Origin of the sequence: Streptomyces enissocaesilis, assembly GCF_039533765.1 — a bacterium.
Classification (GTDB): Bacteria; Actinomycetota; Actinomycetes; order Streptomycetales; family Streptomycetaceae; genus Streptomyces; species Streptomyces enissocaesilis.
Genome location: NZ_BAAAUD010000007.1, coordinates 44740 through 70914 on the forward strand (window position 1 = coordinate 44740; position 26175 = coordinate 70914).

Here is a 26175-nt window from a genome sequence, read left to right on the forward strand (position 1 = left end):
CCCGGACCGGCACCGCAGCTCTCGCTGATCCTCACGATCCGTGGGCCCTTTCCCTGCTCCGTCGTCCTCGCTCGGAGGGCGTCGACGGGCACTTCGCCGCCGTATCTCGCGTTGAGACAGCCCTGATGGTCGTTCTCGCGCAAGAGCCCGCATGTGCAGCGAACAGCTACGAGAAGCAGCGGGACTCCTGACCTCGACAGGTCAGGAGTCCCCTCCAGCGCTCGCCCTGGGCGCCTCCGCCGGGAGAACCTGAGCGCGGTCGCCCCGTGCACCGCGACGAGAAGGGCTCGCTCTCGGGCTCAGTACAGCCGGTGCTCAGTCGACCAGCACGACGTGCAGGGCGCGGGGGCCATGCACTCCCTCGTCCCGGTCCAGCTCGATGTCACTGGTCGCGGACGGGCCGGAGATCCACGTGAGCGGTCGCGTGGGATCCAGCCTCGGCATGGCCTGCGGAACGGAAGCCACCACTTGAACCGGGGCCCGGACGACGCAGATGTGCAGGTCGGGTACGAGCGTGAGGACGCAGCGCCCCTGCCCCTCACTCGCGTCCAGGACGATCGTGCCCGTCTCGGTGACAGCCAGAGCACACCCCGTCACGACGGCGTCGGTCCCGTCGAGGTCGCCCGGAGTGAGCGGGGGAGTGTCGGGCCGCTGCCGCACGTCGGTGGCGGCCAACCACGCGGGGGCAGTCCCGGAGGGACGGCCACGCTTCCGGCACCCTGTTCGGCGAGTATGCGGGCCAGGAGAGCGGGGAGTCCGGCGCCGGTGCAACGGTGGACGACGGCCCGGTAGTCGGTGAGGTTCTCGGCGAGCAGGTCCAGGATCACGCCGGGGTCGTCAGGGGTGTGGGTGCGCAGATAGTCACGGGGGAGGTCGGCCGCGGGCGTGGTGTCGGCGATCGCGGCACGCACGCGGGTCAGGACGAGGTCGCGGGAGGACGTCATGAGTGGTTCTTCTTCCACCAGTCGCGGAACGATTCGGCAGGCAGTTCGGGCAGGTCACGGCTCTGCGTCCACTGCCGGGCGCCTGGGCCGGGCAGAGTTCTGGGGTGTAGCTTGCGCGTCCGGGAGGCGAGACGCAAAGGTGCTGCTCCTGCAGCAAGTTCCTCACGCCCCCTTACGGCCGCCGACTCGGAGACCTCCGCGAGCCTGGCCACCGCCGCGATCCTGCCATGCCCCAACACCTCCGCCTCGGAGGCCAGGTACAGACGACGCTGACGCTCATCCAGATGCGGCAGAATCACCGCGAACTCCACATCCAGCACCGCCAGGACTTCACCCAGAATCATCACAACAACCCAACTACCATATTGAGCAGCTAAGTTGAGTCGAATCCGGCAGTAGATAAATTACGGCTCCTCACCAGCGCGTCTCCCCGGCGAAATACTTTGCTGCCTTCCGCAGGATCTCGCGTTCCTCCGCCAACTCGCGGACTTTCTTCCGCAGAGCCGCGTTCTCCGACTCCAGCGGGGCCGCGGCTGGGCTGGTTCCTGCGTCCGCCGTCCCCGTGGGCGGCTTGCTCCAGCAGCCCGGACCCAGTTCCGCAAGGTCTCCGGATTGCCCCGCAGATCGGCGGCGACCTACCTGATCGTCGCATCGGGCCGCGACTCGTACAACGTGACCGCGTCCGCCTTGAACTCCGGCGGATAGTTCTTCATGACCACGAGATGTCCGTTCTCAGATCCTCAGGATCCAGTGTCTCGTGTGTCCAACATCAGGGATCAAGGCCCGTGCTCTCACCGCCCAGTAGCCGTGCTCACTACGTCTGTCAAGCGTTCGGAAAACCCGTTCGCTCTCGTATGAGCAGAAACGCCGAACGGATTTTTGCGCGGTGCCGGCCGGACAGTGCCTCTGCTCGTCTCTCGGTGACGACGCCACGACGGCCCCGTCCCCGGCCCTCCGGGCGGCGGGGCCGTCGCGTGTCTGGCATCGTTCAGTGGCGGGCGGTCACAGCCTCCGGGAGCCACAGGTCACACTTGTGGTCCTTGGGGAACGTCGTCGATGCCGTGATCGCCTCGGGCGCGAGCACCTGCACCTTCGGATGCTGGTTCCAGCGGGGGGCGTCGGCCGCGTACGGGATGCCGGTGTGGGCGAAGTGGGTCCAGTAGCCGAGCATCGTGGAGGCCAGGGCGTTCTGGGCGGGGGTGCCGGAGACGCCACCGAAGACATAGCGGATCTCGGAGCCGTGCGGGGCGCCCAGGGGGAAGCTGACCGGCAGGCCCAGGTAGTCCACGGCACCGCGGTCGGCGAACTCGTACTGGTAGGACCGGGTATGCCTGGCCATCAGCCGCGCCGTGCGGGACTGGAGGCAGGCGAACTGCGAGTCCGTGAGGATCGCGCCGAGTGCCTCGGCGGGGGAGCCGTGGTGTGACAGCGGGTAGCGGGCCAGGATCGCGTCGGCACGGTCGCCGTACAGGGCGCGGACGGCCACAGGGTACCCGGCCGGGGTGAGCTGGCGGCCGGCCAGGTCGTAGGTGGATGCCACGGAGAGCCGACCCTCGTCGGCGGTGGTGCCCTGCAGGACGGGCACGCGGCGGAATTTGCCGCTCTCCAGGGCGTCGGCGATCTGCAGCGGGACGACCCGGCCGTCGACGTTCGGGACCCAGCGGGCGGTGGGGTTCGTCGAGGCCGTGAGCAGATCACCGGCGGGCTTGCCGCGCAGGCAGGCGACGTCGGCACAGCCCAGGGAGCCGGCCCAGGTCGCACCGGTGCGCTGCTGTGAATCCTGGGTGGGCAGCGGGAAGCCGCAGCCCGACTGGGCGATGGCCCGGTCGAAAAGGCCGGCCGCCCGAGGGGAGACGAGGTGCTGGCAGACGCTGCCGCCGCCCGCCGACTCGCCGAAGACCGTGACGTTGCCGGCATCACCGCCGAAAGCAGCGATGTTCTGCCGCACCCAGCGCAGGGCCGCCTGCTGGTCGAGGAGACCGTAGTTGCCGGAGATGCCGTCCGCCGACTCTCCCGCCAGGCCCGGGTGAGCGAGGTAACCGAAGGCGCCCAGACGGTAGTTGAGGGTAACAACGACCACGTCACCCCGGGCGGCCAGTTCTCCGCCGTCGTAGAAGGTCCCCGAACCGATCGTGAAGCCGCCGCCATGGATCCAGACCATCACGGGCCGGTCGCGCAGGGAACGCTCGGCGGGCGTGTGGACGTTGAGGTAGAGGCAGTCCTCGCTGGGTGTGCCGGGTCCGGCCAGATCACCCCAGGGGGTCGACGAGTCCGTCTGCATACAGGGGTTGCCGGGGATCGTGGCGTCCCGGACTCCTGTCCAGCGCGCGGGCGGGGCGGACGGCTTCCAGCGCAGGCCGCCGACAGGCGGCGCGGCGTAGGGGATGCCGAGATAGTCGACGGCCCTCTCACCCGCCGTTCCCCGCACCTGCCCGTAGCGGGTGGTGACGGTCGTGTCGTCGACCGCCGGAGCGGCCGCGGCGGGCGTGGCGCCCAGCCCGGTCGCCGACAGCAGGAGCGCGCTCACCAGCACACCCCGTAAGCGGTGCCTCCACAACGGCGATCGTCGCGCCGTCCTTGACTCGTGCCTCGTGTACGGACCGGGCATCGGTACCTCCGTGCGGGGTTCGGATGGTGACAGGGGCACCGCAGTCTCGGCGCCCGTGCGCGCCTCCGCATCGCGCGAATCACCGGTCATGCCCATGGCCGGCCCGGCACTGGCGGAGTCGGGAGCGGGACGCGACTTCGTCGACGGCAGCTCTCCCGCCCGAATAAAAGAGCTTTTTGTCCCGGCGATGTTGTTTGGTTCGAGGTTCAGATGTCGCGCCAGTTGGGAGTGGATTCGCGGGTGAGACGTCTGCTTATGAGGTCGATCATCGCGACGGGGATCATGGCTTCGGAGCACCGTGCGCGACGTCCGTGGCCGGAGGCCGCCCGATCGGCTGTCCGTAGCGCCGTGTTTCGGGGCTTTAGGGCGATCTAGGACAGATCGTGCTCCAAGGCTGCGCCAGCCCGATGGGCGACTGACGCAGCATCGGCTCCAGCCTGCGAGGCTTAATAGGCGCAGGATTTGACGCAGATGCTCCTCGGTGCCCAAGGTCGCTTCAGCTACGCCGTGGTCCCAGTATTCCGGCGCGTTTGATGATGCTCTGGTTGCGGACGCTCATGGCGCCCATGGATTCCAAGGCGTCAGTGAATTCGTTCAGGGCGGTGGCGAGGAGGCGTCCACTGGCGCGGTCCAAGGCGCGGTCGCAGTTCGCGGCGCCGCGGGTGGCGTAGGTCTGGGTGCGCCGCCAGAAGGTCTGAGCCCGGGGGTCGGGTACGGGAAAGTACCGAGCGGCGTCGTGGGCGAAGCGGCGGAACTGCGCGCACTGGGCGCGGGTGCGGGACTCGTCGGTGGCATGCGGGTTCTGGATGAGCGGCTCGAGCTCGCGGTTGATGGTGATGAAGCGTTGTTCCAGGCGGTTCCCGCCGTATACCTCCCAGGCGTACACCTGCAGGGCGCGGGTCTTGGGGGACGGGGTAGCGGGGGTCTGGTCCTGGGCGGGTGCAGCGGCGCGCGCCGTTGAGTGGCCCTCGCGCGCGTAGGTCACGCCGAACACCTGCCACCAGGCGAACCACGACACCAGCAGCACCGCACCGGCCACCGCCCCCAGCACCACCATTGGCCGGATACGCCTTGGCCACGTCCTGGTCAACAGCCGGGCGCACTGGGTGGTCCACCAGCCGAAGGCCGCACCGGCGGCGAACGGGAACAGGAGCATTACAGGGTTGCCGGGCAACCAGGTGTTGATCCCGGACTGGTAGGCCACCAGTTCCCCGGCGGTCATCCCGGCGCCCAGCCACAACCCGGCGCGTACACCGGAAGGCTCGCGCCGCCCGGTGAGCACAGCGTGCGCGGCCGCCCGCCACAGGGCAACGCCGGCCACCCCGGCGACCAGCGCGGCTGTCACCGCCCAGGAAGCCTCCTCCAGCAGCGGGATACTGCTCCGCCCGGAGTACAACCACACCTGGGCGTTGATCACCGGGGCGGCCACCCCGGTGAGGAACATCGGCAGCGCCCGTACGCCGAACAGCTCCGCGGGGTCGGCCAGCGCCTCCCGGCGCAGGTCCCACCGCGGATGGGTGCGCAACAGCTCCGCGAAGGACGCCCATAGCCGCCACACGCCGCGTGGCACAGCAGCCCCGCCAGGGCTGGCCGCGTGGGCTGCCCAGTGGTCCGGGGCCGCGCCCCAGCGCACCGCAGTCAGGTCGGCGTGAACCTCCCGGGTGCGCAACACGTCCGCCCGCGCGAGGTGGACCAGCAGCACCAGCACGGCCGGATGGCCGAGCAGCCGGGCTATGAGCAGCCCGGTGCTGTCGATACTCGCCATCGTCTCGGGCGCCAGCGGCGCACGTACCTCCAGAGCGAACAGCGCCATCCACACCGCCAGACTGAGCATCAGCGCCACATACGGCAACAGCACCATGCCGAGGAATGCCCGCCACAGCGCCACGGTGACGTAGGTGAGGGTGACATCGCCATTGCGGATATGCGCGAACTCGTGCAGCAGCACCGCGCGAAAGCCCTCCGGATCGGTACGCGCGCGTACCAGCAGACCGCCGTGCAGACACACCACTGGCCGCCTGTTGCTGCCGAACACCACCGCGCCAGCCGAGACAGCCGTCGGATCGACGACCACTCGCGGCGCCTGCCTCAGTCCCGCCGCCGTAGCCAGTTCCGCCACCGCGCCCCGTACCGCGCCGTCGCCGTCCACCGCCTCCAGCGGGACGACCCGTCCACGCCGCGCCTTCCACGCCGGTATCGTCCACATCAGTACGGCGGCGACCACCACCATCAATAGCGGCCAAACCTCGGATACCCACCAGGGCGAGGTGTCCTTCGGGCCATAGCGGGCCAGGCACTCCCGGTACGCGCTAGTGTCCGCCTGCGGGACCGCCCCGCCGATGCGGGACGGGTCTCCCCCTGCGGCGAGTTCGCAACCATTCGTGCTGCCCGTGCGCGAGGTCGAAGCCGCACCGAACCCGGAACCCAGGGTCAGCATGGTCATAAGGGCGCTGCTCACCACGATCAGCACCACCAGCAGAATGAAGCGTAGCGTGGTGCCCGAGGGCATCGAGCGCTCGTCCACGCGCGGCAGTGTGAGGTGTCCCGTGGCCGTCACCATCACGGCCTCTCCGGTGCGCTGCCCTCGCTGCTGCCTCGTGTGTCCGGTGGCGGATCACCACCCGCGCTGTCGCTCGTACCACCGTCCGCAACTCCGCCCAACTCGCCTGGCGCTGCGGGCCGTACCACCTCCGTGGTGCCCAGCACAAGCCTGACCACCACCGCTTCGGCGACCGTCTCGGCACGCTCCCGCTCCAGGCCGCGCTGTGCCGCCACCTCCAGCACCCGCTGCCGCACCTCGGCCAGCTGCTCGGTGGTCAGCGGAGGCACTCTCGCCGGTTCTGCGTTTCTGCGGAGTACCCTGCGCAGCAGGCCCCTCGTCCCACGGAGCGCACTGTCCGCCGCCCGCTCGCCAAGCAGCCGTACGGTCTGGTCCAGCGCCAGCCACACAACCCCCGTAACCAACGCGGCAACCTCACCTGCCCCAAAGCCCAACGGCTCACGCCGCCGCCCGCCCCGGTGCCCTAACCTTCGTACGACCGTGGCGTCACTGAACCGAGCCAGCCCCTCCATCACGGGCACTTCTTCCTGCGCGACCCGGGCCACCACATCGTGTACCACTTCCCGCACGGTTCCTGCGTTCGTATGCTCCTCGTACGAGGCTGCCTCAGTCTCCATACTTGTCCCCCTGCGCCTTCTCGAAGTCCAGCCTGTCCACGCTAGCCCGGACGAGCCCGTCAGCATCAGCATTCGCCTCGCTCACTCCCGCGGGTCCACGCCGCCTACTCCTCGTCATCGTCGAGTTCTGGTGCCTCAGGGTCGCGCAGCGGGGGACTGAGCGTTTTCCAACCGGATGGTGGCGGCCGCGAGTTGGACGCTCCTGCGCAATGACGAAACTCCTGGTAGACGGGTTCTCGACCAAGATCACCCATGTCCGCCAGGAGCTTCGCGTGCTTGTCTACCCGTCCTCGATCGATCTGTCGAGCCGAACCCTGCGGTTCCTGGCCGGACAACTGTCAGCCCGACAGGCAGAGATCGGGTCACGCTGGCGGCGCCTGCCGGCCGGGCGCCAGGCCCTCCTCGTTCTGGCTCACCTGCGATGCGGTGACACTTACGCCCAGCTTGCCGCCGGGTTCAACATCGGGATCGCGACCGTCTACCGCTACATACGCGAAGCCGTCGACGTCCTGGCCGCCCTCGCCCCGTCCCTGTCCGAAGCGATGACAACGATCCGGAAGAAGGCGTTCGTCATCCTCGACGGCACCCTCCTGCCGATCGACCGCATCGCCGCCGACACCCCGTACTACTCCGGAAAGCACAAACGGCACGGCATGAACGTCCAGGTCCTCACCGATCCGGCCGGAAGGCTGCTCTGGGCCTCACCGGCCCTGCCGGGCTCGACCCACGACCTGACCGCAGCGCGCCAGCACGGGATCATCGACGCACTCGCCGCAGCGGACCTCAAATGCTGGGCGGACAAGGCGTATCAAGGAGCCTGCCGACCGGTACGGGTGCCCTTTCGAGGCCGCCGCCTCAAGCGATGGAAGCGCCGACACAACACCACCCACGCCAAGATCCGCTGCCTCGGCGAACAGGCCATGGCCACTTTGAAGGGCTGGCGGCTCCTGCGGAAGCTCCGCTGCAGCACGAACCGCATCACCGACATCGTGAAGGCCGTCCTCGTCCTCCATCACACATCAACGTGAGGTTGGAAAAGGCTCACTCTCCGGCGGGCGTACCGGCGGCAGCTGCTGCGCCTCCACCCGGATCGCCGGCCGGCTGACGAACAGGCGGTGGCCCACGAGGAGATGGCCTGCCTCGACCTGGCCTTTGAGACGTTGAGCGACGAAGCCAAGCGGCGGGCGTATGACCTGGACGAACGAACGCGGCGGCAAACAGCTGGTGGCTCCACGGCGGACCCACCCCCGGAACCATCGCCCGAGCCAGAACCACCCCCGGAGCCGCCACCAGAGCCGAATAGACCGGAGCCCTCATCCGCGCCGCCAGCCACGGAGCCGTCACCCAGCGCTGGCTGGAGGGTTGGCCTCGGAGCTGTCCTGCTGGCCGTTGTTCTGGCACTCGGCAGTGTTCACTTGCTGGGGTTGTCGTTGCCGGGTAGCGACCAGGCGAATCACCCCTATCACCCCTACTGCTCTGAGAGCAGCCATGACGGGCGGGCGACCTCCTCCTTCCGGGCCAAACCGGGCTCAAGCACGAAGGCCAGTGAGGTCATCTGGTCGGTGGCCGGCCCCGGCCAGCCTGACAACCACGTGGCCTGGTGGACGCCGGAGTTTCCGTACTGGGAGCGAGCCAACGTCGAACCTAGTCTCGTTCGAGATGGCTGGACCTATGGACGGTACGAGTACGTCGAGGTCTTGGTCGACAAGCAGGCGGACTGGGAACCGCTGGAGGGGCTGCACGAGCACCGCCGCCAACCGCAGCTCGACGCCGTGGCCGAGCGCCGACAGCGGTGGGCCTTCCTCGCGGATTGGATCAAATACGTCGACGCCCCGAACTGCGACTGAAACGGCCGCGGCCCTGTGAGGGCGGGTCAGCTGCCGGGTCGACGGCTGGAGCTGGGCTGGGAGAAGGCGGTGTTGTCGGCTCCGCCGGTGGCGGCGGAGGCGGATTAGTCGGCGCAGGCACCACCAGATCACGGTCTGACTGGCGAATGGACTCAGCTGTCGCATCTTCCGCGTCCTTCGCCGCCGTCACCTTGGTGAACCCGACGACCGCCTCGCTGCCGAAGTAGGAGATGACTACCGCCATCACGATGGTGCGGAAATCGTCCATCAGACCTCGGGCATAACTTCGATCAACGACTTCCTCGAAGCGTGGGAACGTGAGGACGAAGGTCAACATCACCAGGAAGGTCAGGAGGAAGCTAGAAGCGATGGCGATTCTGGCCCGGCGAGAGGCCACATAAAACCCGCCATACGACACCAGAGCGATCACGACCAGCACGATGCCGACCACCGGCTGCCACGGCACGGCTCCCGACTCAAGCCAACCAATGGCATGGGATACCCAGAGCGTCACGTAGCCCAACACGCCGACGGAAACGCAGACGATGATCGTCCACCAGATGGGCGCGCTGTTGGCACGGGCTCTCATCTTGGTCATGGGGCTGATCTTGGTTGTGGGGCTACTCATGGCGGCCGACTCCCTTCACGGGGTGGCGGCCAGGTAAACGGATAGCCTTCCAAGTGCTCGGTATGCACGGGCCCGACCTGGCCGCGTCCACCCTTCAATCGTACGGCGCATGATCCTTACGCGCACGGCGGCGCGGGATGTTTGGTCCAAGGGCCCCCAACGGGTCGGAAGTCTTGGTTCCCGCAGCACTTGGGCCCGGCTGCACATCAGCGTTTGGTGTGGTCCAAGATCGCGGCAGCGAGCGGCGTGTGCACCTCACGTGGGAGTGCGTGCCCCATGCCGGGGATTTCGATGATGCGTGCGCCTTGAATCGCCTGGGCGAGGTGGTGGGGATGGGGTGGCGGGAAGACTGGTTCGGCGGGAGCAGAGATGACGAGGGTGGGCACTGTGGTCTGGGCGAGTTGCTCGGTGCGATTCAGGTTGGACGCGTCGGCGCGGGCATGCGCGGTGCTGGTGGCGTAGTGCCCGGTGTGTTCGATGACCTTCAGCTCCAGGGCGCGGGCGTATTCGGCGTCGAAGGGAAGCTGATGTCCGCCCAGGATCCGCCAGTGCTCGACCCGCCGTTCCAGCTCCGCTTCCAGACCGAGGTCCTCCACGGGACGGGACCACATCTCCAGCAGGCGGGGTGCGATACCGGGGAGTTCCTCGGGCGGGATCGGGGTTCCGTCCGGCTGGACGTATGGGACGGCGCTCAGCGCGCTTGTGCCGATCAGCGTCGCGCTGAGCAACCGGTTGGGGTGGTCCGCGATGAGGAGTTGGGTGAGCATCCCTCCCAGTGACATGCCCACTATGTGGGCGCGTTCGATGTCGAGGCCGTCCAGCACCGTGAGGGCGTCTTCCGCGAGTTGGCTGAGGGGATAGGGCCGCTGGTCGAACGTCCAAGTGGAGCGACCGGTGTCGCGGTGGTCGTAGCGGATCACACGATGGCGGGAGGTGAGCATGTCCACCAGCTCGTCCGGCCAGCCCAGGCCGGGTGCTTGTGCTCCCATGATCAATAGCAGCGGAGACGCGTCCGTGGCACCCCGACCTTCCGTCCAGAGGCGTACGCCGGGCGCTGCGTCGATGAAGCGTTCCATGGTGTTCCTCCAAGGTGAACCTGAGGCTAGACGAGACGTATCGTATCGCTTCGAGGGGCCAGTTACGGGTCAGGGCGGCAAATACGGCCTCCCACCCCGATGTCGGCGGGTGGGAGGCCGCCGACGTTCTATCACGGAGTGCAGTTCCAGAACTGAACGTGACAAGCGGGCGCAGCGCGCCGACGTAGCCCGCGTCAGCCCAGTCGTTCAGGCCGGCCGTGCCCCGCGAGGGCTCTGATCATCGGCCCACGGGGTTTCTCGGCGTCAGGAGAGGTGCTGTAGAGGGAGGACGAGCGGGCCGGAGGCGCGGGCGGCAGTTGACCGTCCGCTGGGACGCCGCGCTGAACTTCACGACGCCTTCTCGTCTTCCTCGCCCGTGGGGTCGCGTCAGCCAGCGTGGATGAGGGTGTGGAGGAAGTGTTGGGTGGTGGGGTCGGTGGAGTGGATGCGGGTGGTGTGGGTGCCGCGGGTGAGGAGGACGCGGTAGGTGTTGAGGGCGTAGGGGAGGTACTTGTCGGCGTACTCCTTAAAGGACTCTGTCGCTGATCTTGTGATGGGGCGGTGTTCAGGTTCTGAGGAGGATCCGGGTTCGGAGGAGGTCGAGTTTGGCTCGGCCGTATCCGGCTCGCTTGATCAGCTTGACGCGGGTGACCTGGCCTTCGACTTGTCCTGAGCTCCAGGTTGAGGAGAGGCCGGCAACGACGGCGTCCTGGTCGTGGAGGAGGCCGCGGGCGAACTGCTGCAACGAGGGCAGGTCGCTGTCGTGGACTTGCTCGATCCAGTCGAGGACATCCCCTCCTCGCCGGTCGTGCATGAGGGTGGCGAAGTTGCGGACGTGCTGGACGGCCATGTCGAGTTCGGGGCAGGCGGCCCGGACCGCCTTGAGGCCGATGACTTCGTGTGGCCGTAGTCGGTCGGGGTGCGTCATCATCCAGCGAAGTGCCCGGCGCGGTTTGGGCAGCGCTGGAGGTGGAGGCGCGGTCTCGATACCTTGCTTGAGCTGGCGAATGTAACGGTTGACGACCGTGCGGTCCCCGCGAAATCCCAGGTCACGGACTTCACGAAACAGCTGGCTGGCGTTGCGGCAGCCCTCGGTGAAGCGTTCGTAGAGGTATGGCTTGTGGTCGTCCAGCAGGGTCCGTCGCTGGGTGACCTTGACCAACAGCGTAATCGACGTCCGAGGTGCGGGCGTATCGGCGGACGGCGTAGTAGTCCAGGTCGAGATCCCGGCTGATCCCACGTGATGAACGGCCTTGGGCTAGGAGTTCGTGGACGCGGCGGTGTCGTTCGCGGATCCGGCCGACGATCCGGCGCGGGCGCCCGTTGACGTCGAGTGTCCCGTCCGGTGGTGGCACCGAAGCCTCCTCGTCAGGCTGCCTGACGGCTTCGTGACCGGCGCGGATGCACGCGTAATGGCTGGTGAGGGTCCTCTCGACGGCCTTGGCGAGGTTGTTCCACAGGTGCCACACGTCCGCGATCTGCACCGCTTGAGGAGCGGCCGCCCTGGCTGCCTCGGCATAGGCGGAGGCCCGGTCACGGCAGACGATCTCCACCTCCGGACGACCTTTGAGCCACCGGGCGACCGTCTCGGCCTCCCGGCCGGGCAGGACGTCGATGGGGCGGCGGGCTTCAAGGTCGACCAGCAGCGTTGCGTAGTTGTGCCCCTTGAGAAGAGCGAACTCATCCACTCCCAGGACCCGCACCGCACCAGGTTCCTCGAGGTCGGAGGCTCGAAGAAGCCGTAGCAGCGTGTCCTTCGCTACCGGCATCCCCATCCGTCGGGCCAGGCTGTCGGCGTACTCCTTAAAGTGGCTCTGGCAAGATTTTCGTAGGCGGAGATCATCGCGGTGCCACGGTCGGCCGGTCCGTATAGCGTCGGCGAAGGTGGGCGATCAGGACGACGCGGTGGCGGAGAAGAGAGACGCCAGCACGTCCGGCCATGATCCGTTTCTGCAGCTTGACGTCGGTGATGCGGCCTTCGTTGACTCCGGAGTTGTAAGGGGTCGTGATTCCCTGAGCGACGGCATGTCGGTCTTCGTGCAGGGCTCCGGCGAGGCCGGTGAGAGGAGCGAGTCCGCTCTGTGCGAGGTCACTCAGCCAGCCCGGCAAGGGTGCCGCGTCCTGGTTGTCGACCATGGTGGCGAAGCGGCGGACCAGGTCGTGGGTGAGCTTGAGTTCGGGGCAGTGTTCGAGGAGCCGGGGCAGGCGCTCGTTGATGTGCGGGCCGCGGCGGTGCGGGTGGATGGTGATCCAGCGGGCCGCTTCGCGAGGTGAGGGTGGGCGCTCGCGTGGCTCGTCGATGGGCAGGCTGCGGCGGAGCGGTGCGACGGCCATCTTCACGCGCTGATAGTGACCGAGGTAGCCCTTGGTCTGCAGTTCTTCGTGCAGGATCTTCGCGCTGTGTTGTCCTTCGTCCCAGCGTTGTCGCAGGTAGTCGAGGTAGGGGTCCAGGGTGGAGGGCTTGCGGGGCGGCCGGCGCATTACTTCCTGCCAGGTGCGGGCACGGGCGTACTTGCCGACGGTGCGGCGGTCCAGGCCGAGCTCGCGGGCCACGGAGCTGTGGCTCCGGCCGGTGCGGGTCAGGGCTTGGACCGCCTCGAACAGACGCTGGGCATGGCGCCCGGCCCTGCTGCTCACTGCGGCGTTCTCGGTGCTCTCCTCGGCTAGCAGGTGATCATCCTCGCTGACCGGTGGCAGGGCTGCGGGCAGGCAGCCGCTGTGGGCAGAGGCGATGTCCTGAACTCGGCGGGACAGGCCCTGCCAGAGGTGAAAGCGGTCACTGACCTGCACGGCTTTTGGGGCGCCGGCTGTGATGCCCTGCCGGTAGGTGAGGGAGCCGTCGCGGCAGGCGACCTCGACGCCCGGGTGTTCACGGAGCCAGCGGCCGAGCTGTTCCGCGTCACGTCCTTCCCAGATGGTGAGTGGAAGCCGGGTGGTGGCGTCGACCAGGAGGGTGCCGTAGGTGCCGCTGCGAAGAGCGAAGTCGTCGACCCCCAGGACCCGGGGCGTGACCAGTGATGGCAGCGACACCCGCATCAGCTGGGACAAGACGGCGACCCGCGAGAGCCTGATATCCAAGATTCGAAGCATCCGGGATCCGCCGCGGCCGGCCAGCACCACGCCGATGTCCTCCACCAGGCGCTGCAGTCGTGGTGTCCGCCGCTGGTAGCGCACGGTCAGGCCCGGTACCTGCTCGGCGAAGGTCGTCTTCGGGCAGGTCATGTTCTCGCAGTACAGGCGGCGTACGGACAGGTCGATGCGCAGAGGGTGGCCTGCGAGCGTGACGTCGACGAGGCGCCGCGCGTAGCGGCTGTGGCACCACTCGCTGAGCTGGCCACATTCCGTGCAGCCCGCTGGTTCACCGGATCTCGTGCGGGCGCGGACCGCCACCACCGCATCGGAAACCTCAACCGAGACCACCTGTACATCGGACAACTGCGGTAACAAGCTTTCCAGTTCAACAGAGCACAGTCACAGGCTGCCCACCTGCGGACCGGCCGACCGTGGCACCGCGATGATCTCCGCCTACGAAAATCTTGCCAGAGCCACGTTCACGTGTACGCCGACAACAGCCTGGCGATACGTCAACGAGACCCTCGATGTCCTGGCCTCCTGGGCGCCCGGCCTGCACGAAGCTCTCACCGGCCTCGGCGAGGGCGACCACGTCATCGTCGACGGCACCCTCATCCCCACCGACCGGACCCGTGCAGACCAGCCGTACTACTCGCAGAAACACCGCCAGCACGGCATGAACGTGCAGGTCATCGCCCGGCCCGACGGGACACCGCTCTGGTTCTCCCGCGCGACACCCGGCCGCACTCACGACCTGACGTCAGCCCGCGCGCACGGCATCGTCCAGGCGTACCTGACCCGACAGATCCTCGTCCTCGCCGACCGCGCCTACCAAGGTGCCGACGCCACCTTCCGCACCCCGTACTACCACCACCGCGAACAGCCCGAGCACTACCAGCAGTTCAACCGCGACCACGCCCGACTCAGGGCTCCCGGCGAACGCGCCTTCGCGCAACTGAAGTCCTGGCGACTGCTCCGGCGAGCCAGATGCTCCACCCGCCGCATCAGCACCATTGTCCAAGCCGTCCACACGCTACTGACCTGCGACTATTCAGGATGAAAGAGGCTCAGCACGAAGAGTTGCAGGCCGCAGCATAGGAATCCCTCAAAGTCGCTGTCCGAGAAACGCAGGGCGCCTCACATGGAGGCGACATCCGATTACTGGCGGGGTGTGTACTACCTGCTGCAGCCGCACCTGAACCTGATGCTGGTCAACCCCGCTCACCTCAAGGGCATCCGGGGCCGCAAGACCGACCCGAACGACGCGGCGTTCTTGGCCCGGGCCGGCGCGTCCGGAATGGTCATGGGCTCCTTCGTGCCCGAACGCGCGGTCCGCGAGCTGCGTGACCTGACCCGCCGACGCACCGAGATCGTCAGGGCTGCGGGCTGGGAGGCCCAGCGGCTGGAGAAAGAACTCGCGGACACCGGCATGAAGCTCACCTCGGTGCTGACCGACGTGGTCGGCGTGTCGGGCCGGGCCATCCTCGAAGCGCTGATCGCGGGCGAGCGCGACCCTGAACGGCTCGCGGGTCTTGTCGTCGGCAAGGCCCGTGCCAAGATCCCTGCCTTGATCGAGGCCTTGGACGGGGACTTCACCGACCACCACGCCTTCATGATCCGTCACTACCTCGACGAAACCGACAGACTGCGGTCCATCACTGCCGCGTTCGACTCCCGCATCACCCTCCTGATGGCCGAGAGGGAAGAGGACCTGAACCTGCTGGACACCATTCCAGGGGTCGGACGCCTCGCGGCCGAGGTGATCCTCGCGGAGACCGGCGGAGACATGGCCCAGTTCACCACGGCCCAGCACCTCGCCTCATGGATCGGCGTCTGCCCGGGGCAAAACGAATCAGCCGGGGTGAACAAGTCCGGGCAGACCCGCCACGGCAACAGCAATCTCAAACGCCTGCTCGGAGTCGCCGCGATGGCCGCGATCCGCAACAAGAACTCCTACCTGTCGGTGTTCTTCCGCCGGCTCTCCGCCCGTCGTGGCGGAAAACGTGCCCTGGTCGCCGTCATGCACAAGATCGCAATCGCCATCTGGCATGTCCTGAACGACCACGTTCCCTATCGCGAGCTCGGCGCCGACTACTTCACCAAGCGCGACCCCGCCCGCGCCATGCGCCGCATGCTCAAGGAAGCCAACAGCCTCGGCCTGACCATCCGCTTCGACCCCATCACAGCGAACTGACCTGCACAGAAGCTCTGTATTTTCGTGTCAGAGCCACGTTCACGTGTACGCCGACACCAGGTGGCCGCCAGGAAAGGCCGCGGGGAAAGGGCGGCAGTGCCGATCCCCTTCGGTCTGAGCTCCCCGACGACCGGCCGCCTTGCTGCTTGCCGAGCAGCCTTCCGAGGGCAGGGGAATCGTCGGAGCTGCGGTGAGCCGTAGCGACCAAGCGGTCGGGATCTCCGACGTCTTCGTACCTGGGAGCGACCCCGACGCGGCCTGACCGGTCCTACCGGACACGATACACCGCCTGCTCCTCGTCCTGCCTGCGGTCGGCTGTGAGCACGGGCAAGATCCGGCAGCCGCCATGCGCCAAGGCTTGCAGCGCGCCGCGCCGTTGCGGATCCGGATGCAGGGAGCGAAGGAGCAGAAGGTCCGCGGAGACTTGCTGGGAACGGGCCTGAACCCCCCGAACGCCGAAAGGGGTGCCGATCACTCTGAAGGAATGTCGGGCGCCACTGCGTGCCTGGCCTTGGAGCTGAACCGGAGGCACCCTTCCGGGCGGGCGCGTCGGAGGGAGCCGCTCGCGCGAGGCCGCCGGACACGGGGCCCGGTCAGGAGGCGCCGCGCAGTCCGGCCTCCTCGGCCGCGGCGGCGGCGCCTCGGGTGAAGGGCTCGCCGTGGCCCAGCTCGTTAGCGTTCTTCGCGTGAGTGTCAACGACCTCATGACTCTACGTCACCACTGAATGTGAGACAGGGCCGAAAACCGCACAGTCCCCGGCGTGGTCCCGTCGTCTCGCATCGATTGCCGAACCTATTGACGCGCGCCGCCGACGAATTTACAGTCCGGTATTGATTGATTCTGGTGACTCGTGTTGGACGCTCTGGTCGATCGACTCGGTTCGGCCGAACGCACCCCCAACCCGGGAATCGCTGCCTCGGCTCCACCGACCGCCATATGGGAGCACTCCCATGAAGCGTCCTCTTCTGGCACCACTTGCTCGCCCCGATATTCGCGGCGGCCCTGGTACTTCTGACGGTGATCGCATCAGCCGCTGCCGACACCGGCACCTGCGGGGCCGAAGGCGGTGTCCTGAGCGGGGTGTTCACGGCGACAGCCGTCCCGGACTGCTCGGACAGCGGCTGTGTGGCCGGCTTCGACGACCCCGCGGACCAGATCGCGATCACCGTGGCGGGCGGTGCCGGCGGGCTGTTCGACGTCGCGGTCGTCTACCGCTCACCGTTCGGATGGAAACAGACTTGGCTGCTGTTGAACGGCGTCTTGGTCGGCGGCCTGGTGCTGCCCGGCGTCGAGACTTTCAGCAGCGTCCCGGTCGGGCGCATGCTGCTGCGGCTCGGCGACAACATGGTGACCCTGCAGAGCAACTGGGGCTGCTACGAGATCGACGCGCTGCAGCCGACTCCCGCCCCGGCGGCGCCGCCCGGTGGCTTCCTCACCGACGGCCGGTCCAACTTCCTGGACTTCCTGCGCCGGTTCCATGCCCATCCGCGGGTGGGCGCGCTCGGCGAGGTCGGCGACTTCAAGTACCGGCCACGCGCCGGCTCGATCTGTATGGTCGGCGACCGCTGCGTCGACGTGGTCGGTGGCAACCGGGTGAACGGCACCCGATCATCCTTTGGGATTGCATCGGGGGCGGTGCGCAGGTCTGGACCGTACGAAGTAACGGCACCCTGCGTGCTGGGCAAGTGCCTTGACATCAAGGTGACCGCGGCGACCGGCCGGGGCACCAAGGCCGGTACACCCGTGCAGATGTGGGGCTGCTGGGGTAGTCCGACGCAGCGCTGGGTCCCGCAGCCTGCGCGATCCGTGCTCCGGCCGTTGCCCGGACGTTCCGGTCGGCCACACCCGGCCCGGCACCCGCCTGCAGACCTGTAACCAGCTTCCCCCTCAGGTGTTCCGCCTTCCCTGAAGCCTGGAGTTCCCATGTCCGACCAGTCCCCGTCCCGGCGCACCCTGCTCCGCACGGTCGCGCTCGGCCTGCCGCTTGCCGCGGCCGGCATTCCGATGAGCAGCGCGCACGCGGCACCGCTGCCGGACATGACCCGTTCCCTGCACCTCGACAGCACGCCCGACGCTGTGGGCATGTGTTACTCGGTCTGGCTGAACCTGGCCGTCGGGGTAGGGCAACCGATCTATGACAACACCGACCTGCTGGCCGAGGCCGCCCGGACCGGCCAGCCGCCCCGGTGGGGCCCCGCGAACTGGTGGCACCACTGGGGCCGCCCGGCCGGCGGCTACTACCGCAGCGACGACCGGGCCGTGTTGGACCGACATTTCCAGCAGCTGTCCGACGCCCGCGTCGACTTCATCGTCGTGGACGCCACCAACTGCAGCGGCTACGGCGGGTACGACAACCTGTTCACCCATCCGGTCGACGTCCTGTTGGATCAGATGCGGGTCGCCCGGGGCGCCGGGCGGCGGACCCCGCACGTGGTGTTCTGGGTGGGCAGCTGGGCCAACTCCGGGGACGCCTCCGCAGTGGCCCGCTTCGTCTGGGACCGCTGGTACGCGAACCACGCCAACGACCATTTGTTCGCCTTCTACCAGGGCAAGCCGCTGCTGCTGGTGACCGAGGTGGTCCCAGGGCAGCTCGCCGACCGCTTCACGCTGCGCAAGATGTGGGGTCTGCAGACCGGCCTGCCACAACGCGAGTGGTCGTTCCTGCAACCGTCTCCTCAGCAGGTCGCCTACGACGGCGGGACCGCCGAGCAGATCACCGTCAGCGCCGCCCTGCAGCGCAGCTACATGACGGACGCCGGGAGCGCGATCTGGCGCCGCGGTGGGCTGACCTTGCAGGAACAGTGGCGGAGGGCGTTCCAGGTCCGTCCTCGCATCACCGTGCTGACCTGGTGGAACGAGTGGATCGCGCAGCGCTTCCTGGACGAGTCGGGCAACACCCGGTTCGTCGACAACTACCACTCGTCGGCCAGCCGCGATCTGGAACCGCAGGACCCCGGTCAGCCCGGCGGCAACGGCGACCGCTACTACCGATGGACCCGGCAGTACATCGCCGCCTACAAGGACGATGCCGGCTTCCCGGAAGGGCTCACCGACAGCGGAGGCGGTTGGACCGCCCTGCGAAACCGGCACTCCGGCAAGGTGCTGGACGTCTCCAACATCTCCCAGGACAGCGGGGCGCGGGTCTGGCAGTGGCACGAGACCGGCGGGACGAACCAGAAATGGCGTTTCGTCGACAACGGGGACGGCTGGTTCCGGCTGCAGGTGCAGCACAGCGGCAAGGTCCTCGCCGTCGCCGGGATGTCACGCGACAACGGCGCCTGGATCACCCAGTGGAACGACACCGGAACAGCCGACCACCTGTGGCGACGACTCGACCGCGGCGACGGCTGGTTCGTGCTGCAGAACCGGCACAGCGGCAAGGTCATCGCGGTCGACGGCATGTCGTTGCTGGACGGCGCCCAGACCACGCAGTGGGACGACAACGGCACCCCCGACCACCTGTGGCGCCTGGTATGAACCGCCCCACCCACCGAGAAAGGTCTTCCATGACCAGATTACAGCGATGCCTCCTGATAATTGCCATGCTGCTCACCGGCAGCCTGTTCGCCGTCTCCAACGCGCCGGGCAGCGCCGCGGCGGCTCCGGCGAACACGTTTCGCAACCCGCTGAGCCCGGCACCGGACCCCTACATCACTCATCACAACGGCCGCTACTACGCCGTTGAGACCGGCGGCGACAACACCCTCCGGATGCGTACCGCGGCCAGCCTCGGCGGATTGCTCGCCGCGCCCGCGGCCGTCATCTGGACCGAGACCAACGCCAACCGCAACCGCAACATCTGGGCGCCGGTCGTCGTCAGCCTCAACGACCGCTGGTACGTGTACTGGACCGGCGACGACGGTGACGTCTCCAAACACCGCATGCAGGTGCTCGAGTCCGACGGGTTGATCTCGCAGGGGGCGACCCCGGCCGGCCCCTACCATTACAAGGCCCAGCTGAACGACCCGAGCAGCGGCTACTTCGGCATCGACGGGGTGCCGTTCCTGCACAACGGGTCACTCTACTTCGTCTGGGCCTCCGGTTACTGCTGCGGTTTCGACCGGCTACGGCTCGCCCCGATGGCCAACCCGTGGACGTTGACCGGCACCAGTTACGAGATGCCCGTCGACATCTGTGACGCCGTCGCCGAGGCGCCGGCCACCCTGCACCGCAATGGGCGTACCTTCCTCACCTATTCGGTCTGCGACACCGGCAAGCCCACTTATCAGATGAAGATGCTGTCGATCGGTGACGGTGCCGATCCGATGAACGGCGGCCACTGGCGCAACCACGGCACGGTCTTCGCCAGCAACCCGGCCGCCGGGGCCTACAGTGTCGGCAGCAACGGCTTCTTCACCTCGCCGGACGGCACCCAGGACTGGATCGTCTACCAGGCGAAGAACACCGATGCCGCCGGCGACAACACCTACGCCGGGCGCGACACCCGCGCGCAGCGGTTCACCTGGAACGCCGATGGCACACCCAATTTCGGTACGCCGGTGGCCAAGGGCGCCGACCTTGCGCTGCCGTCCGGCGATCCCGGCCCCGCGCCGAGGGTCGTCAACGACACCGACACCGAGGGCAGCGGCACCGTGACCGGCCCGATCCGCGGCCCTGGCAACACCGGCAAATGCGTCGATGTCAGTGGTGCGGACACCGGAAGCCTCGGCGCGAAGGTGCAGCTTTGGGACTGCCAGAACGCGCAGGATCAGCAATGGACCGTCCAGGGCGACGGCACACTCCGATCGATGGGCCGGTGCATGGACGTCGAGGGCTACGGCACCGCCAACTTCTCGAAGGTCCATCTGTGGGACTGCCACGGCGGGACCAACCAGATCTGGCAGCCGCAGCCGAACGGGGCACTGCGCAACCCGGCCTCCGGACGCTGCCTCGACCTCAATGCCGGCAACACCACCAACGGGGTGCAACTGCAGCTCTACGACTGCAACAACCAGTGGCCCCAACAGTGGCAGCTGCCGGCCGCCGGCAGCTCGACGGTGTCGTACTCCGCCGGCTGGAGCATCGGAACAACCTGTGGCACCCAGTGCTACCAGGGCGACGACCACTACACCAACCAGAGCGGCGCCACCGCGACGATCACCTTCACCGGAGCTCAAATTGCCCTGCTCGGTGTACGTGACGTCGGCAACGGCATCGCCGCGCTGTCAATCGACGGCGGACCGGAGACCACCGTCGACTACTACGGCCCGGTCCGGGACGGAGAAAGAGTCCTCTGGGTCAGCCCGCGGCTGAGCCCCGGCCCGCACACCCTGCGGATCCGCAACACCGGCACCAAACAGTCGGCGTCACAGGCCACATACATCGGCTTCGACCGAGCCGAGATCTACCCGTAGCCGCAATGCCGGGCGCGCCCGCCGGGGACGGCCCCCGAAACCGATCACAAAAGGAGCACACATGCTCGACATGCCAGATACCACCACTTCACTGCTGCGCCGGTCGGCCGGCGTGGCGGCGCTGGCCCTGCTGGTGTCGGTGGGCCTGCAATCCACCCCGGCACCGGCACACGCCGACGCCGCAGGGCCGATCCGAGGACCGGGAGCGACCGGCAAATGCATCGACGTCAGCGGTGACGACGTCGGGAACAACGGCGCGTCTGTACAGCTCTGGGACTGTCTCGACGTCCGCGACCAGATCTGGACGGTGGTGGCCACCGACAACACCGTCCGCACCCTCGGCAAGTGCATGGACGTCGAGGGCTACGGCACCGCCAACTTCTCGAAGGTCCATCTGTGGGACTGCCACGGCGGGACCAACCAGATCTGGCAGCCGCAGCCGAACGGGGCACTGCGCAACCCGGCCTCCGGACGCTGCCTCGACCTCAATGCCGGCAACACCACCAACGGGGTGCAACTGCAGCTCTACGACTGCAACAACCAGTGGCCCCAGCAGTGGCAGATCCCCGGCGGTTCGAGCGGCGAACCGTTCGGCAACACCACGATCCATCCGCAGAAGCTGGGAATCTACGCCATCCCCGACCTGTACTACGGTGACTCGAACCGCACGCTGGCGTCGCTGCGCCGGCTGCACGGCATCCTGCCCGACGCGTGGCTGCGCTGGGACAACGAGACCGGGCACTGGCGCAACACCCCGGCGGCGGTTCAGGGCTTCATCGCGCAGGCCGACCAGGCCGGCATTCCGATGATCATCGCGGCGTGCTGCGTCGACGGCTACGACAACTGGTGGGCGGGTGGAGGGCGTCAGCCCACCGTCTCGATCACTCAGATCGCCGATGGCCCGTACCTGGCCTTCGCCGACCGGATGCGCCGCACCTATCCGAACGTGCGTTACATCGAGACCATCAACGAACCGGACACGCACTGGTTCGTCGCCGACCCGGACAACGTCGGCGCCTGGAATCACTACATGAATCGGCTGTATGCGGCCGTCGGCAACAACACCGGCGCCCTGATGGGACCGGCCACCGCCTTCCGCAGCTCGCAGATCTGGAACAACACCGTCGCCCGGCCGGAGATCCGCCAGGTGTCGTACCACACCTACGGCGGCTGGCAGTCGCTCGGCGACATCCCCGGCAAGGCGGGCACCTGGGTGACCGAGTACGGCGACGACGGCGTTTCCGACGCCGTCGAGCGATCGCCTGGCCATGTGCTGACCGACCTGTGGCATGCCGAACGCAACGGCAAACTGTCCGGTAGTATCCGGCAGCTGTTCTACGTCGACCTGCAGCACATGGTCACCGCGGACACCCTGGAAGGCGACCATTACGGCTTCTCCGGTCACCTGCGAACTCTGGCCGCCTACCACGCTCTAGGCCGAATCTCGTCCCGGGCGTACCTCGACCCGGCCCACCCCGACTTCGCTGCAGCCGACAACGGCGACGGCCAGTTCGCGGCGCTGCTGTGGAACAACAGCCCCGGCATCTCGAGTGGGCAGCGCCGGACGGTACCGAATACCAGCCTGCCCGCCGGCGTGCCGCTCAACGTCCTGACGGTCTTCGACCGCCCGTCGCACGCCGCTGAATGCGTCCCCTTGAGCGGACAGAACCGGATCGCTGCGGCGGTGCAGGGCTCCACTGTCACCCTCGACGTCCGCGCGCTCGACCCGAGGGCCGCGGTGCTGGTCAGCACCGCCCCATGCACTGACCTGGCGAGCTGATCATCCACTGTGATGCGTATGAAATCCCAAGTCAAAGTTGAGCCTGCCAACGGGTCTGTCCAGCAGTAAACGGCTCTGTCTCACATCCGGTGGTAACGGAATGTGATGGAAAGATTGCCTGGTCGAGTCGCGTGAACGCCCAGGCCATACTTCTTGGCCCTACCTGCAGCGGACTCAGAGCCGGGATATCGAGCTGCGGCTGACCTGCACCAATCGCTATATGTAACGAGAGTAGCAGCGAGTACGAGCTGGGTGCCGGCCCCCAGTGGACAGAGTCCGACCGGCTCTCGTACCAGAAGTGGCAGCAGAAGCTCGGCCACACCGGCACGGCGGCCGACGGCTGGCCGGGGAAGACGACCTGGGATCAGCTGAAGGTGCCGCGTAGCTGATCTCTGCCGACTTCCGCCTCATGGGCAGACCGAGCAGATGAGCGTGCCCATGAGGCGGATTGCCCCAGAACACCGAACTGACCTTTTCAGGAGGTGCAGTTCACCGATTGGGCTCCCGCCCTCAAGGAACTCCGAGGTGGTGGCAGTCGTCGTGTACATCATGGATGAAAGATCAGTGACACTCACGGCGGGATGCTTTACCGGCCTGGCTGGAGCGGTTGCCGGTGCTGGCTCGTGGGCCTTGTCCGACAGCGCCCGCAAGTACTGCGGCTCGTACGTGGAAGGACAGCTCGGCACCGGGGGAAGCGGGATCTTCGAGCTGCTTGTAGCCATGATGGGCGGGATGCTGGTGTCGGTGGCCGCCTTCGGAGCCGGAATGCTCTTAACCTGGGGTGTCCGCAGTCGCTGGGGCCGAGTGATCTTCTCGGCCGCGGCGACTGCTTTGCTCCTGGGAGCCCTCGCGTGGGGTCACTTCGCCTGGCAGGGAACCCCCGCCGGAGCAGTCAGTGACAGTGGGCGCTGTTCGCAGGAGAACATTCCGGAATGGTGGCCCGCTTGGTTGCCGGCCTAGCTTGACTCTGTCGGGGATCTTGGAGTTTCCCGGTGCGACAGCATGATCAACGGGCATGCTCGGGTAGTTCCGACGACCGATGCAGCTGTCGAGGTGCCCGTTGTCCCTCCATCCGCGTTCCGGTGAGCAAGTCCCACCTCTGCCTGCGCAGGTCGCGCGGGCGAGCAACCCGGGCGGTACGACGGCGATATGGGTGCGTGATCGGCTGGATGGGCTGTGGTGTGACGAGGACTTCACCGACTGGTACCCGCGTGACGAGCGGCCGAGTCTCTCCCCTGCTCAACTGGCTACCGTCTGTCTGCTGTAGTTCGTACTCGGCCTGTCGGACCGGCAGGCCGCCGAGGCGGTTCGCTGTCGTATCGATTTCAAGTACGCCATGGCCACGGAGCTGGACGATCCCGGTTTGAAGCTTCAGGCCTTGCATGCCGACGCTGCGACGCTGGAGGGGTGTCGATAACAGGGGCTTTTGAAAGCTACCCAACTATCGCAACTATGATAGTTGGGTTAGAGTGAGGGGATGGAGCCGAAGACGTACACGACGATCGACCTCCGCAGGCAGATGGGCGAGATCCTCGACCGGACCCGGATCGCAGGCGAGCCGGCCGCGATCACACGCAAGGGCAAAACCCTGGCCTACCTCGTGCCTGCCGAATGGTTCGAGCAGTACATGGCACAGCGCCCGACAGCCTCTGACGCCAACCGGGACGCGGCTTGACCAGGCCGGATAACAGGCAGACCAGGAGCCTCTCGTCATGACAGCGCAGCCGATCCACTTCGACGGCCCCGGCGGTGACCGGCCCCGCCCGGTGCCGCCCATGCCCGAACGCACCCCGCAGGCCCTGCGCCTGGCCATCCAAGAACACGCCCCGCATCTGCTGCCCGACTTCGAGGCGCACTGGCGCCGAGCCATTGCTGACGCCTTCAACCTCACCCCGGTACCGGCCTTCATACGCCTGTGGTGGACCCAGTACGCCATCGCCCGCGATCCCAACCTCGAAGGACACCTGCGCGACCTCGAAGCCCGAGCCGCGAAGTCCGAGGACGCCCAGGAGTCCGCCGCCCTCCTGGCCGAGTACAGCCGGCTGCGCCGCCAGGCGGCCGCCGTGGAGCCCGGCCGGTGAGCGATGAGCTCCCACACCCGCCCTGGAAGATGGACTGGACGGCAGAGGCGCTCCATGACTTCGAAAGCATGCCCGAGGACGGGAAGCGGCTGTTCCTAGCGGCCCGGGCCGAGCTGATCACAGCATCGGATCCGTACTACCGAGGCATCGACGCCGACGTGTCCCTGCCGCACTGGCTCACCGTCCGCCCGCTGGCCTCGACCAGTCCGGGCGGCCCGCACATTGCCGACCTCGCCGGCGGCCGGGGCTGGCTCATCTTCACCTTCATCCGCCGTCACGCCGATCCCCAGATCACCGTCACCGACGCGTTCTGGGCCTGACCGGGAACGCATGGCCGACCACGCCGCGCGTGGTGTCCGCAGAAGGACTCCGACTGCGAATGGAATTGGCAGTAGCACCGGCGGAAATGCAGCAGCGCTGCAGCCGACCGGCGAGCCCGCCCCCTCACCCACACCTGCCGAAACCCCTGCCACGGCGCCCATCGCGGTTAACCGGTCCGGGGCCGGCCGCCTCCCGGTTCGCGTGGCCGCCGGAGCGGCTGCTGCCGGTTGATGGGGGCGGGATCGTTTTTGCGGTGAATTGCGTCGCCTGAACGGGTGGTTTGGCTTTCGGTACCATGTCCGGGGCGGGGTAGGGCGCGCTACACCCAGCGGTGTGATCAAGAATCTGATGCTGCGTGGTCTGCCCGCGCTCGCTTTCGCCGCCCTGCCCCTGCTCACCGCGGCCCCCGCCTCGCCCGCCTCCCATGCCGGCCACCGTCCGGGCGTCACGTCTGCCCCAGTATCTGCGGCAGCGGGTGTTTCTGGGGTGCCTGGTGTGCGGGCGCCGTTGCCGTTGTTCGAGGCGATCGGACCGGATCCCGGTCGCCGATGAGCGCCGGGAGGGGTACGCGCGGAACTTGTACAGGCACTGGAACCGCGGCCTGAACACCACCGACGGCTGTGACACCCGCCGGGAGGTGATCCTGGCGGAGGCGTTGCAGGCCCCGCAGGTGGCGGCGGGGTGCAAGCTGTCGGGCGGGGTATGGCTGAGCCCCTACGACGACGTGACGATGACCGACGCCGCGGGCATCGACGTCGACCACTTCGTTCCGCTGGCCGAGGTCCACGATTCCGGCGGCTTCGCGTGGGATGCATCCCGTCGTGAGGCGTACGCGAACGACCAGGCCTCCCCGGACACGCTGATCGCGGTGACGGCGAAGTCCAACCGGTCAAAGGCCGACAAGGACCCCGCGCAGTGGCTCCCGCCGGCCGCGGGCTATCACTGCGAATACGCCGCGACGTGGGTCGCCACCAAGTTGCGCTGGGAGCTGGCGGCCGATGAGACGGAGCGACAAGCGCTCCTTGGTCTGGCGGAGGACTGCCCGGACACCACCGTCGTCTACGAGCCGGCCACGTAGCGACAACACGCCTC

22 protein-coding genes and 4 pseudogenes are annotated in these 26175 nt (G+C 67.7%); 15 read left to right on the forward strand and 11 right to left on the reverse strand.

Translation table 11 applies throughout. The annotated features are described in order from the left end of the window. Nucleotides 1-315 precede the first annotated feature (315 nt). From ABD374_RS02135 to ABD374_RS02165, 6 genes and pseudogenes are all read right to left on the reverse strand, one after another. Nucleotides 316-944, reverse strand: a pseudogene (locus tag ABD374_RS02135) (LutC/YkgG family protein). Continuing rightward, nucleotides 941-1291, reverse strand: coding sequence for a lactate utilisation protein LutB domain-containing protein (locus ABD374_RS34505; protein WP_425577104.1), 351 nt, complete (start codon nt 1289-1291; stop codon nt 941-943). The pseudogene ABD374_RS02135 and the gene ABD374_RS34505 overlap by 4 nt, the downstream one beginning before the upstream one ends. Nucleotides 1292-1932: 641 nt before the next feature. After that, entirely contained in the window at nt 1933-3471 is a 1539-nt protein-coding gene (locus tag ABD374_RS02150; RefSeq protein WP_344489662.1) for a carboxylesterase/lipase family protein, read from the reverse strand. Nucleotides 3472-3758: 287 nt separating this feature from the next. After that, a pseudogene (locus tag ABD374_RS02155) lies at nt 3759-3848 on the reverse strand (IS5 family transposase); the annotation flags it as partial. Nucleotides 3849-4048: 200 nt separating this feature from the next. Continuing rightward, nucleotides 4049-6076 carry a M48 family metalloprotease gene (locus ABD374_RS02160; protein WP_344489665.1) on the reverse strand — a complete coding sequence of 676 codons (2028 nt, stop codon included), beginning with the start codon at nt 6074-6076 and terminating at the stop codon, nt 4049-4051. Between the two features lie 35 nt (nt 6077-6111). After that, nucleotides 6112-6381 (reverse strand): hypothetical protein, encoded by a 270-nt coding sequence (locus tag ABD374_RS02165; RefSeq protein WP_344489668.1) that lies wholly within the window; start codon nt 6379-6381, stop codon nt 6112-6114. Between the two features lie 620 nt (nt 6382-7001). Between ABD374_RS02165 and ABD374_RS02170 the strand changes: the two genes are divergently transcribed. The 3 genes and pseudogenes from ABD374_RS02170 (at nt 7002) to ABD374_RS02175 (ending at nt 8576) form a co-directional block, all read left to right on the forward strand. Then, nucleotides 7002-7757 (forward strand): transposase family protein, encoded by a 756-nt coding sequence (locus tag ABD374_RS02170; RefSeq protein ID WP_344489745.1) that lies wholly within the window; start codon nt 7002-7004, stop codon nt 7755-7757. Nucleotides 7758-7787: 30 nt separating this feature from the next. Continuing rightward, nucleotides 7788-7910, forward strand: a pseudogene (locus ABD374_RS34510) (DnaJ domain-containing protein); the annotation flags it as partial. A gap of 516 nt (nt 7911-8426) precedes the next feature. Continuing rightward, entirely contained in the window at nt 8427-8576 is a 150-nt protein-coding gene (locus ABD374_RS02175) for a hypothetical protein (protein ID WP_344489671.1), read from the forward strand. Here the strand turns inward: ABD374_RS02175 and ABD374_RS02180 are convergent. From ABD374_RS02180 to ABD374_RS02205, 5 genes are all read right to left on the reverse strand, one after another. Further along, nucleotides 8545-9174: a hypothetical protein gene (locus tag ABD374_RS02180; RefSeq protein ID WP_344489674.1), complete on the reverse strand. Its 630-nt coding sequence runs from the start codon at nt 9172-9174 to the stop codon at nt 8545-8547. The two genes, ABD374_RS02175 and ABD374_RS02180, sit on opposite strands and share 32 nt — an antisense overlap. Nucleotides 9175-9410: 236 nt before the next feature. Next, the gene (locus ABD374_RS02185) at nt 9411-10280 is read right to left on the reverse strand and encodes an alpha/beta fold hydrolase (RefSeq protein WP_344489677.1); all 870 of its coding nucleotides are present in this window, start codon (nt 10278-10280) and stop codon (nt 9411-9413) included. A gap of 565 nt (nt 10281-10845) precedes the next feature. After that, nucleotides 10846-11442: a transposase gene (locus tag ABD374_RS02195; protein ID WP_344489680.1), complete on the reverse strand. Its 597-nt coding sequence runs from the start codon at nt 11440-11442 to the stop codon at nt 10846-10848. Beyond that, nucleotides 11339-12055, reverse strand: coding sequence for a transposase (locus ABD374_RS34515; RefSeq protein WP_425577106.1), 717 nt, complete (start codon nt 12053-12055; stop codon nt 11339-11341). The genes ABD374_RS02195 and ABD374_RS34515 overlap by 104 nt, the downstream gene beginning before the upstream one ends. Nucleotides 12056-12119: 64 nt before the next feature. Then, a complete protein-coding gene (locus ABD374_RS02205) occupies nt 12120-13700 on the reverse strand; it encodes an ISL3 family transposase (RefSeq protein WP_344489686.1) in 1581 nt (526 codons plus the stop codon). Between the two features lie 145 nt (nt 13701-13845). Here ABD374_RS02205 and ABD374_RS02210 point away from each other — a divergent pair. From ABD374_RS02210 to ABD374_RS02265, 12 genes and pseudogenes are all read left to right on the forward strand, one after another. After that, nucleotides 13846-14412: pseudogene (locus ABD374_RS02210) on the forward strand (transposase family protein); the annotation flags it as partial. A gap of 81 nt (nt 14413-14493) precedes the next feature. Next, complete coding sequence (locus ABD374_RS02215; protein ID WP_344489689.1) at nt 14494-15546, forward strand: IS110 family RNA-guided transposase; 1053 nt, start codon at nt 14494-14496, stop codon at nt 15544-15546. A gap of 1018 nt (nt 15547-16564) precedes the next feature. Then, on the forward strand, nt 16565-17422 hold the full coding sequence (locus ABD374_RS02220; RefSeq protein WP_344489692.1) for a CBM35 domain-containing protein: 858 nt from the start codon (nt 16565-16567) through the stop codon (nt 17420-17422). 48 nt (nt 17423-17470) lie between these two features. Further along, on the forward strand, nt 17471-19024 hold the full coding sequence (locus tag ABD374_RS02225) for an RICIN domain-containing protein (RefSeq protein WP_344489696.1): 1554 nt from the start codon (nt 17471-17473) through the stop codon (nt 19022-19024). A gap of 29 nt (nt 19025-19053) precedes the next feature. Then, complete coding sequence (locus tag ABD374_RS02230) at nt 19054-20901, forward strand: family 43 glycosylhydrolase (protein WP_344489699.1); 1848 nt, start codon at nt 19054-19056, stop codon at nt 20899-20901. Between the two features lie 61 nt (nt 20902-20962). Further along, the gene (locus ABD374_RS02235; protein WP_344489702.1) at nt 20963-22681 is read left to right on the forward strand and encodes a ricin-type beta-trefoil lectin domain protein; all 1719 of its coding nucleotides are present in this window, start codon (nt 20963-20965) and stop codon (nt 22679-22681) included. A gap of 218 nt (nt 22682-22899) precedes the next feature. Beyond that, a complete protein-coding gene (locus tag ABD374_RS02240) occupies nt 22900-23070 on the forward strand; it encodes a peptidoglycan-binding protein (RefSeq protein WP_425577107.1) in 171 nt (56 codons plus the stop codon). A gap of 136 nt (nt 23071-23206) precedes the next feature. Further along, complete coding sequence (locus ABD374_RS02245) at nt 23207-23641, forward strand: hypothetical protein (RefSeq protein WP_344489705.1); 435 nt, start codon at nt 23207-23209, stop codon at nt 23639-23641. Nucleotides 23642-24158: 517 nt separating this feature from the next. Then, nucleotides 24159-24356, forward strand: a complete 198-nt coding sequence (locus ABD374_RS02250) for a type II toxin-antitoxin system prevent-host-death family antitoxin (protein ID WP_344489708.1) — start codon at nt 24159-24161, stop codon at nt 24354-24356. Between the two features lie 37 nt (nt 24357-24393). After that, nucleotides 24394-24762 (forward strand): DUF6247 family protein, encoded by a 369-nt coding sequence (locus tag ABD374_RS02255; RefSeq protein ID WP_344489710.1) that lies wholly within the window; start codon nt 24394-24396, stop codon nt 24760-24762. Beyond that, nucleotides 24759-25082: a hypothetical protein gene (locus ABD374_RS02260; RefSeq protein ID WP_344489713.1), complete on the forward strand. Its 324-nt coding sequence runs from the start codon at nt 24759-24761 to the stop codon at nt 25080-25082. Before ABD374_RS02255 ends, ABD374_RS02260 begins: the two co-directional genes overlap by 4 nt. Nucleotides 25083-25660: 578 nt before the next feature. Then, nucleotides 25661-26161 (forward strand): HNH endonuclease family protein, encoded by a 501-nt coding sequence (locus ABD374_RS02265; protein WP_344489716.1) that lies wholly within the window; start codon nt 25661-25663, stop codon nt 26159-26161. Nucleotides 26162-26175: the final 14 nt, after the last annotated feature.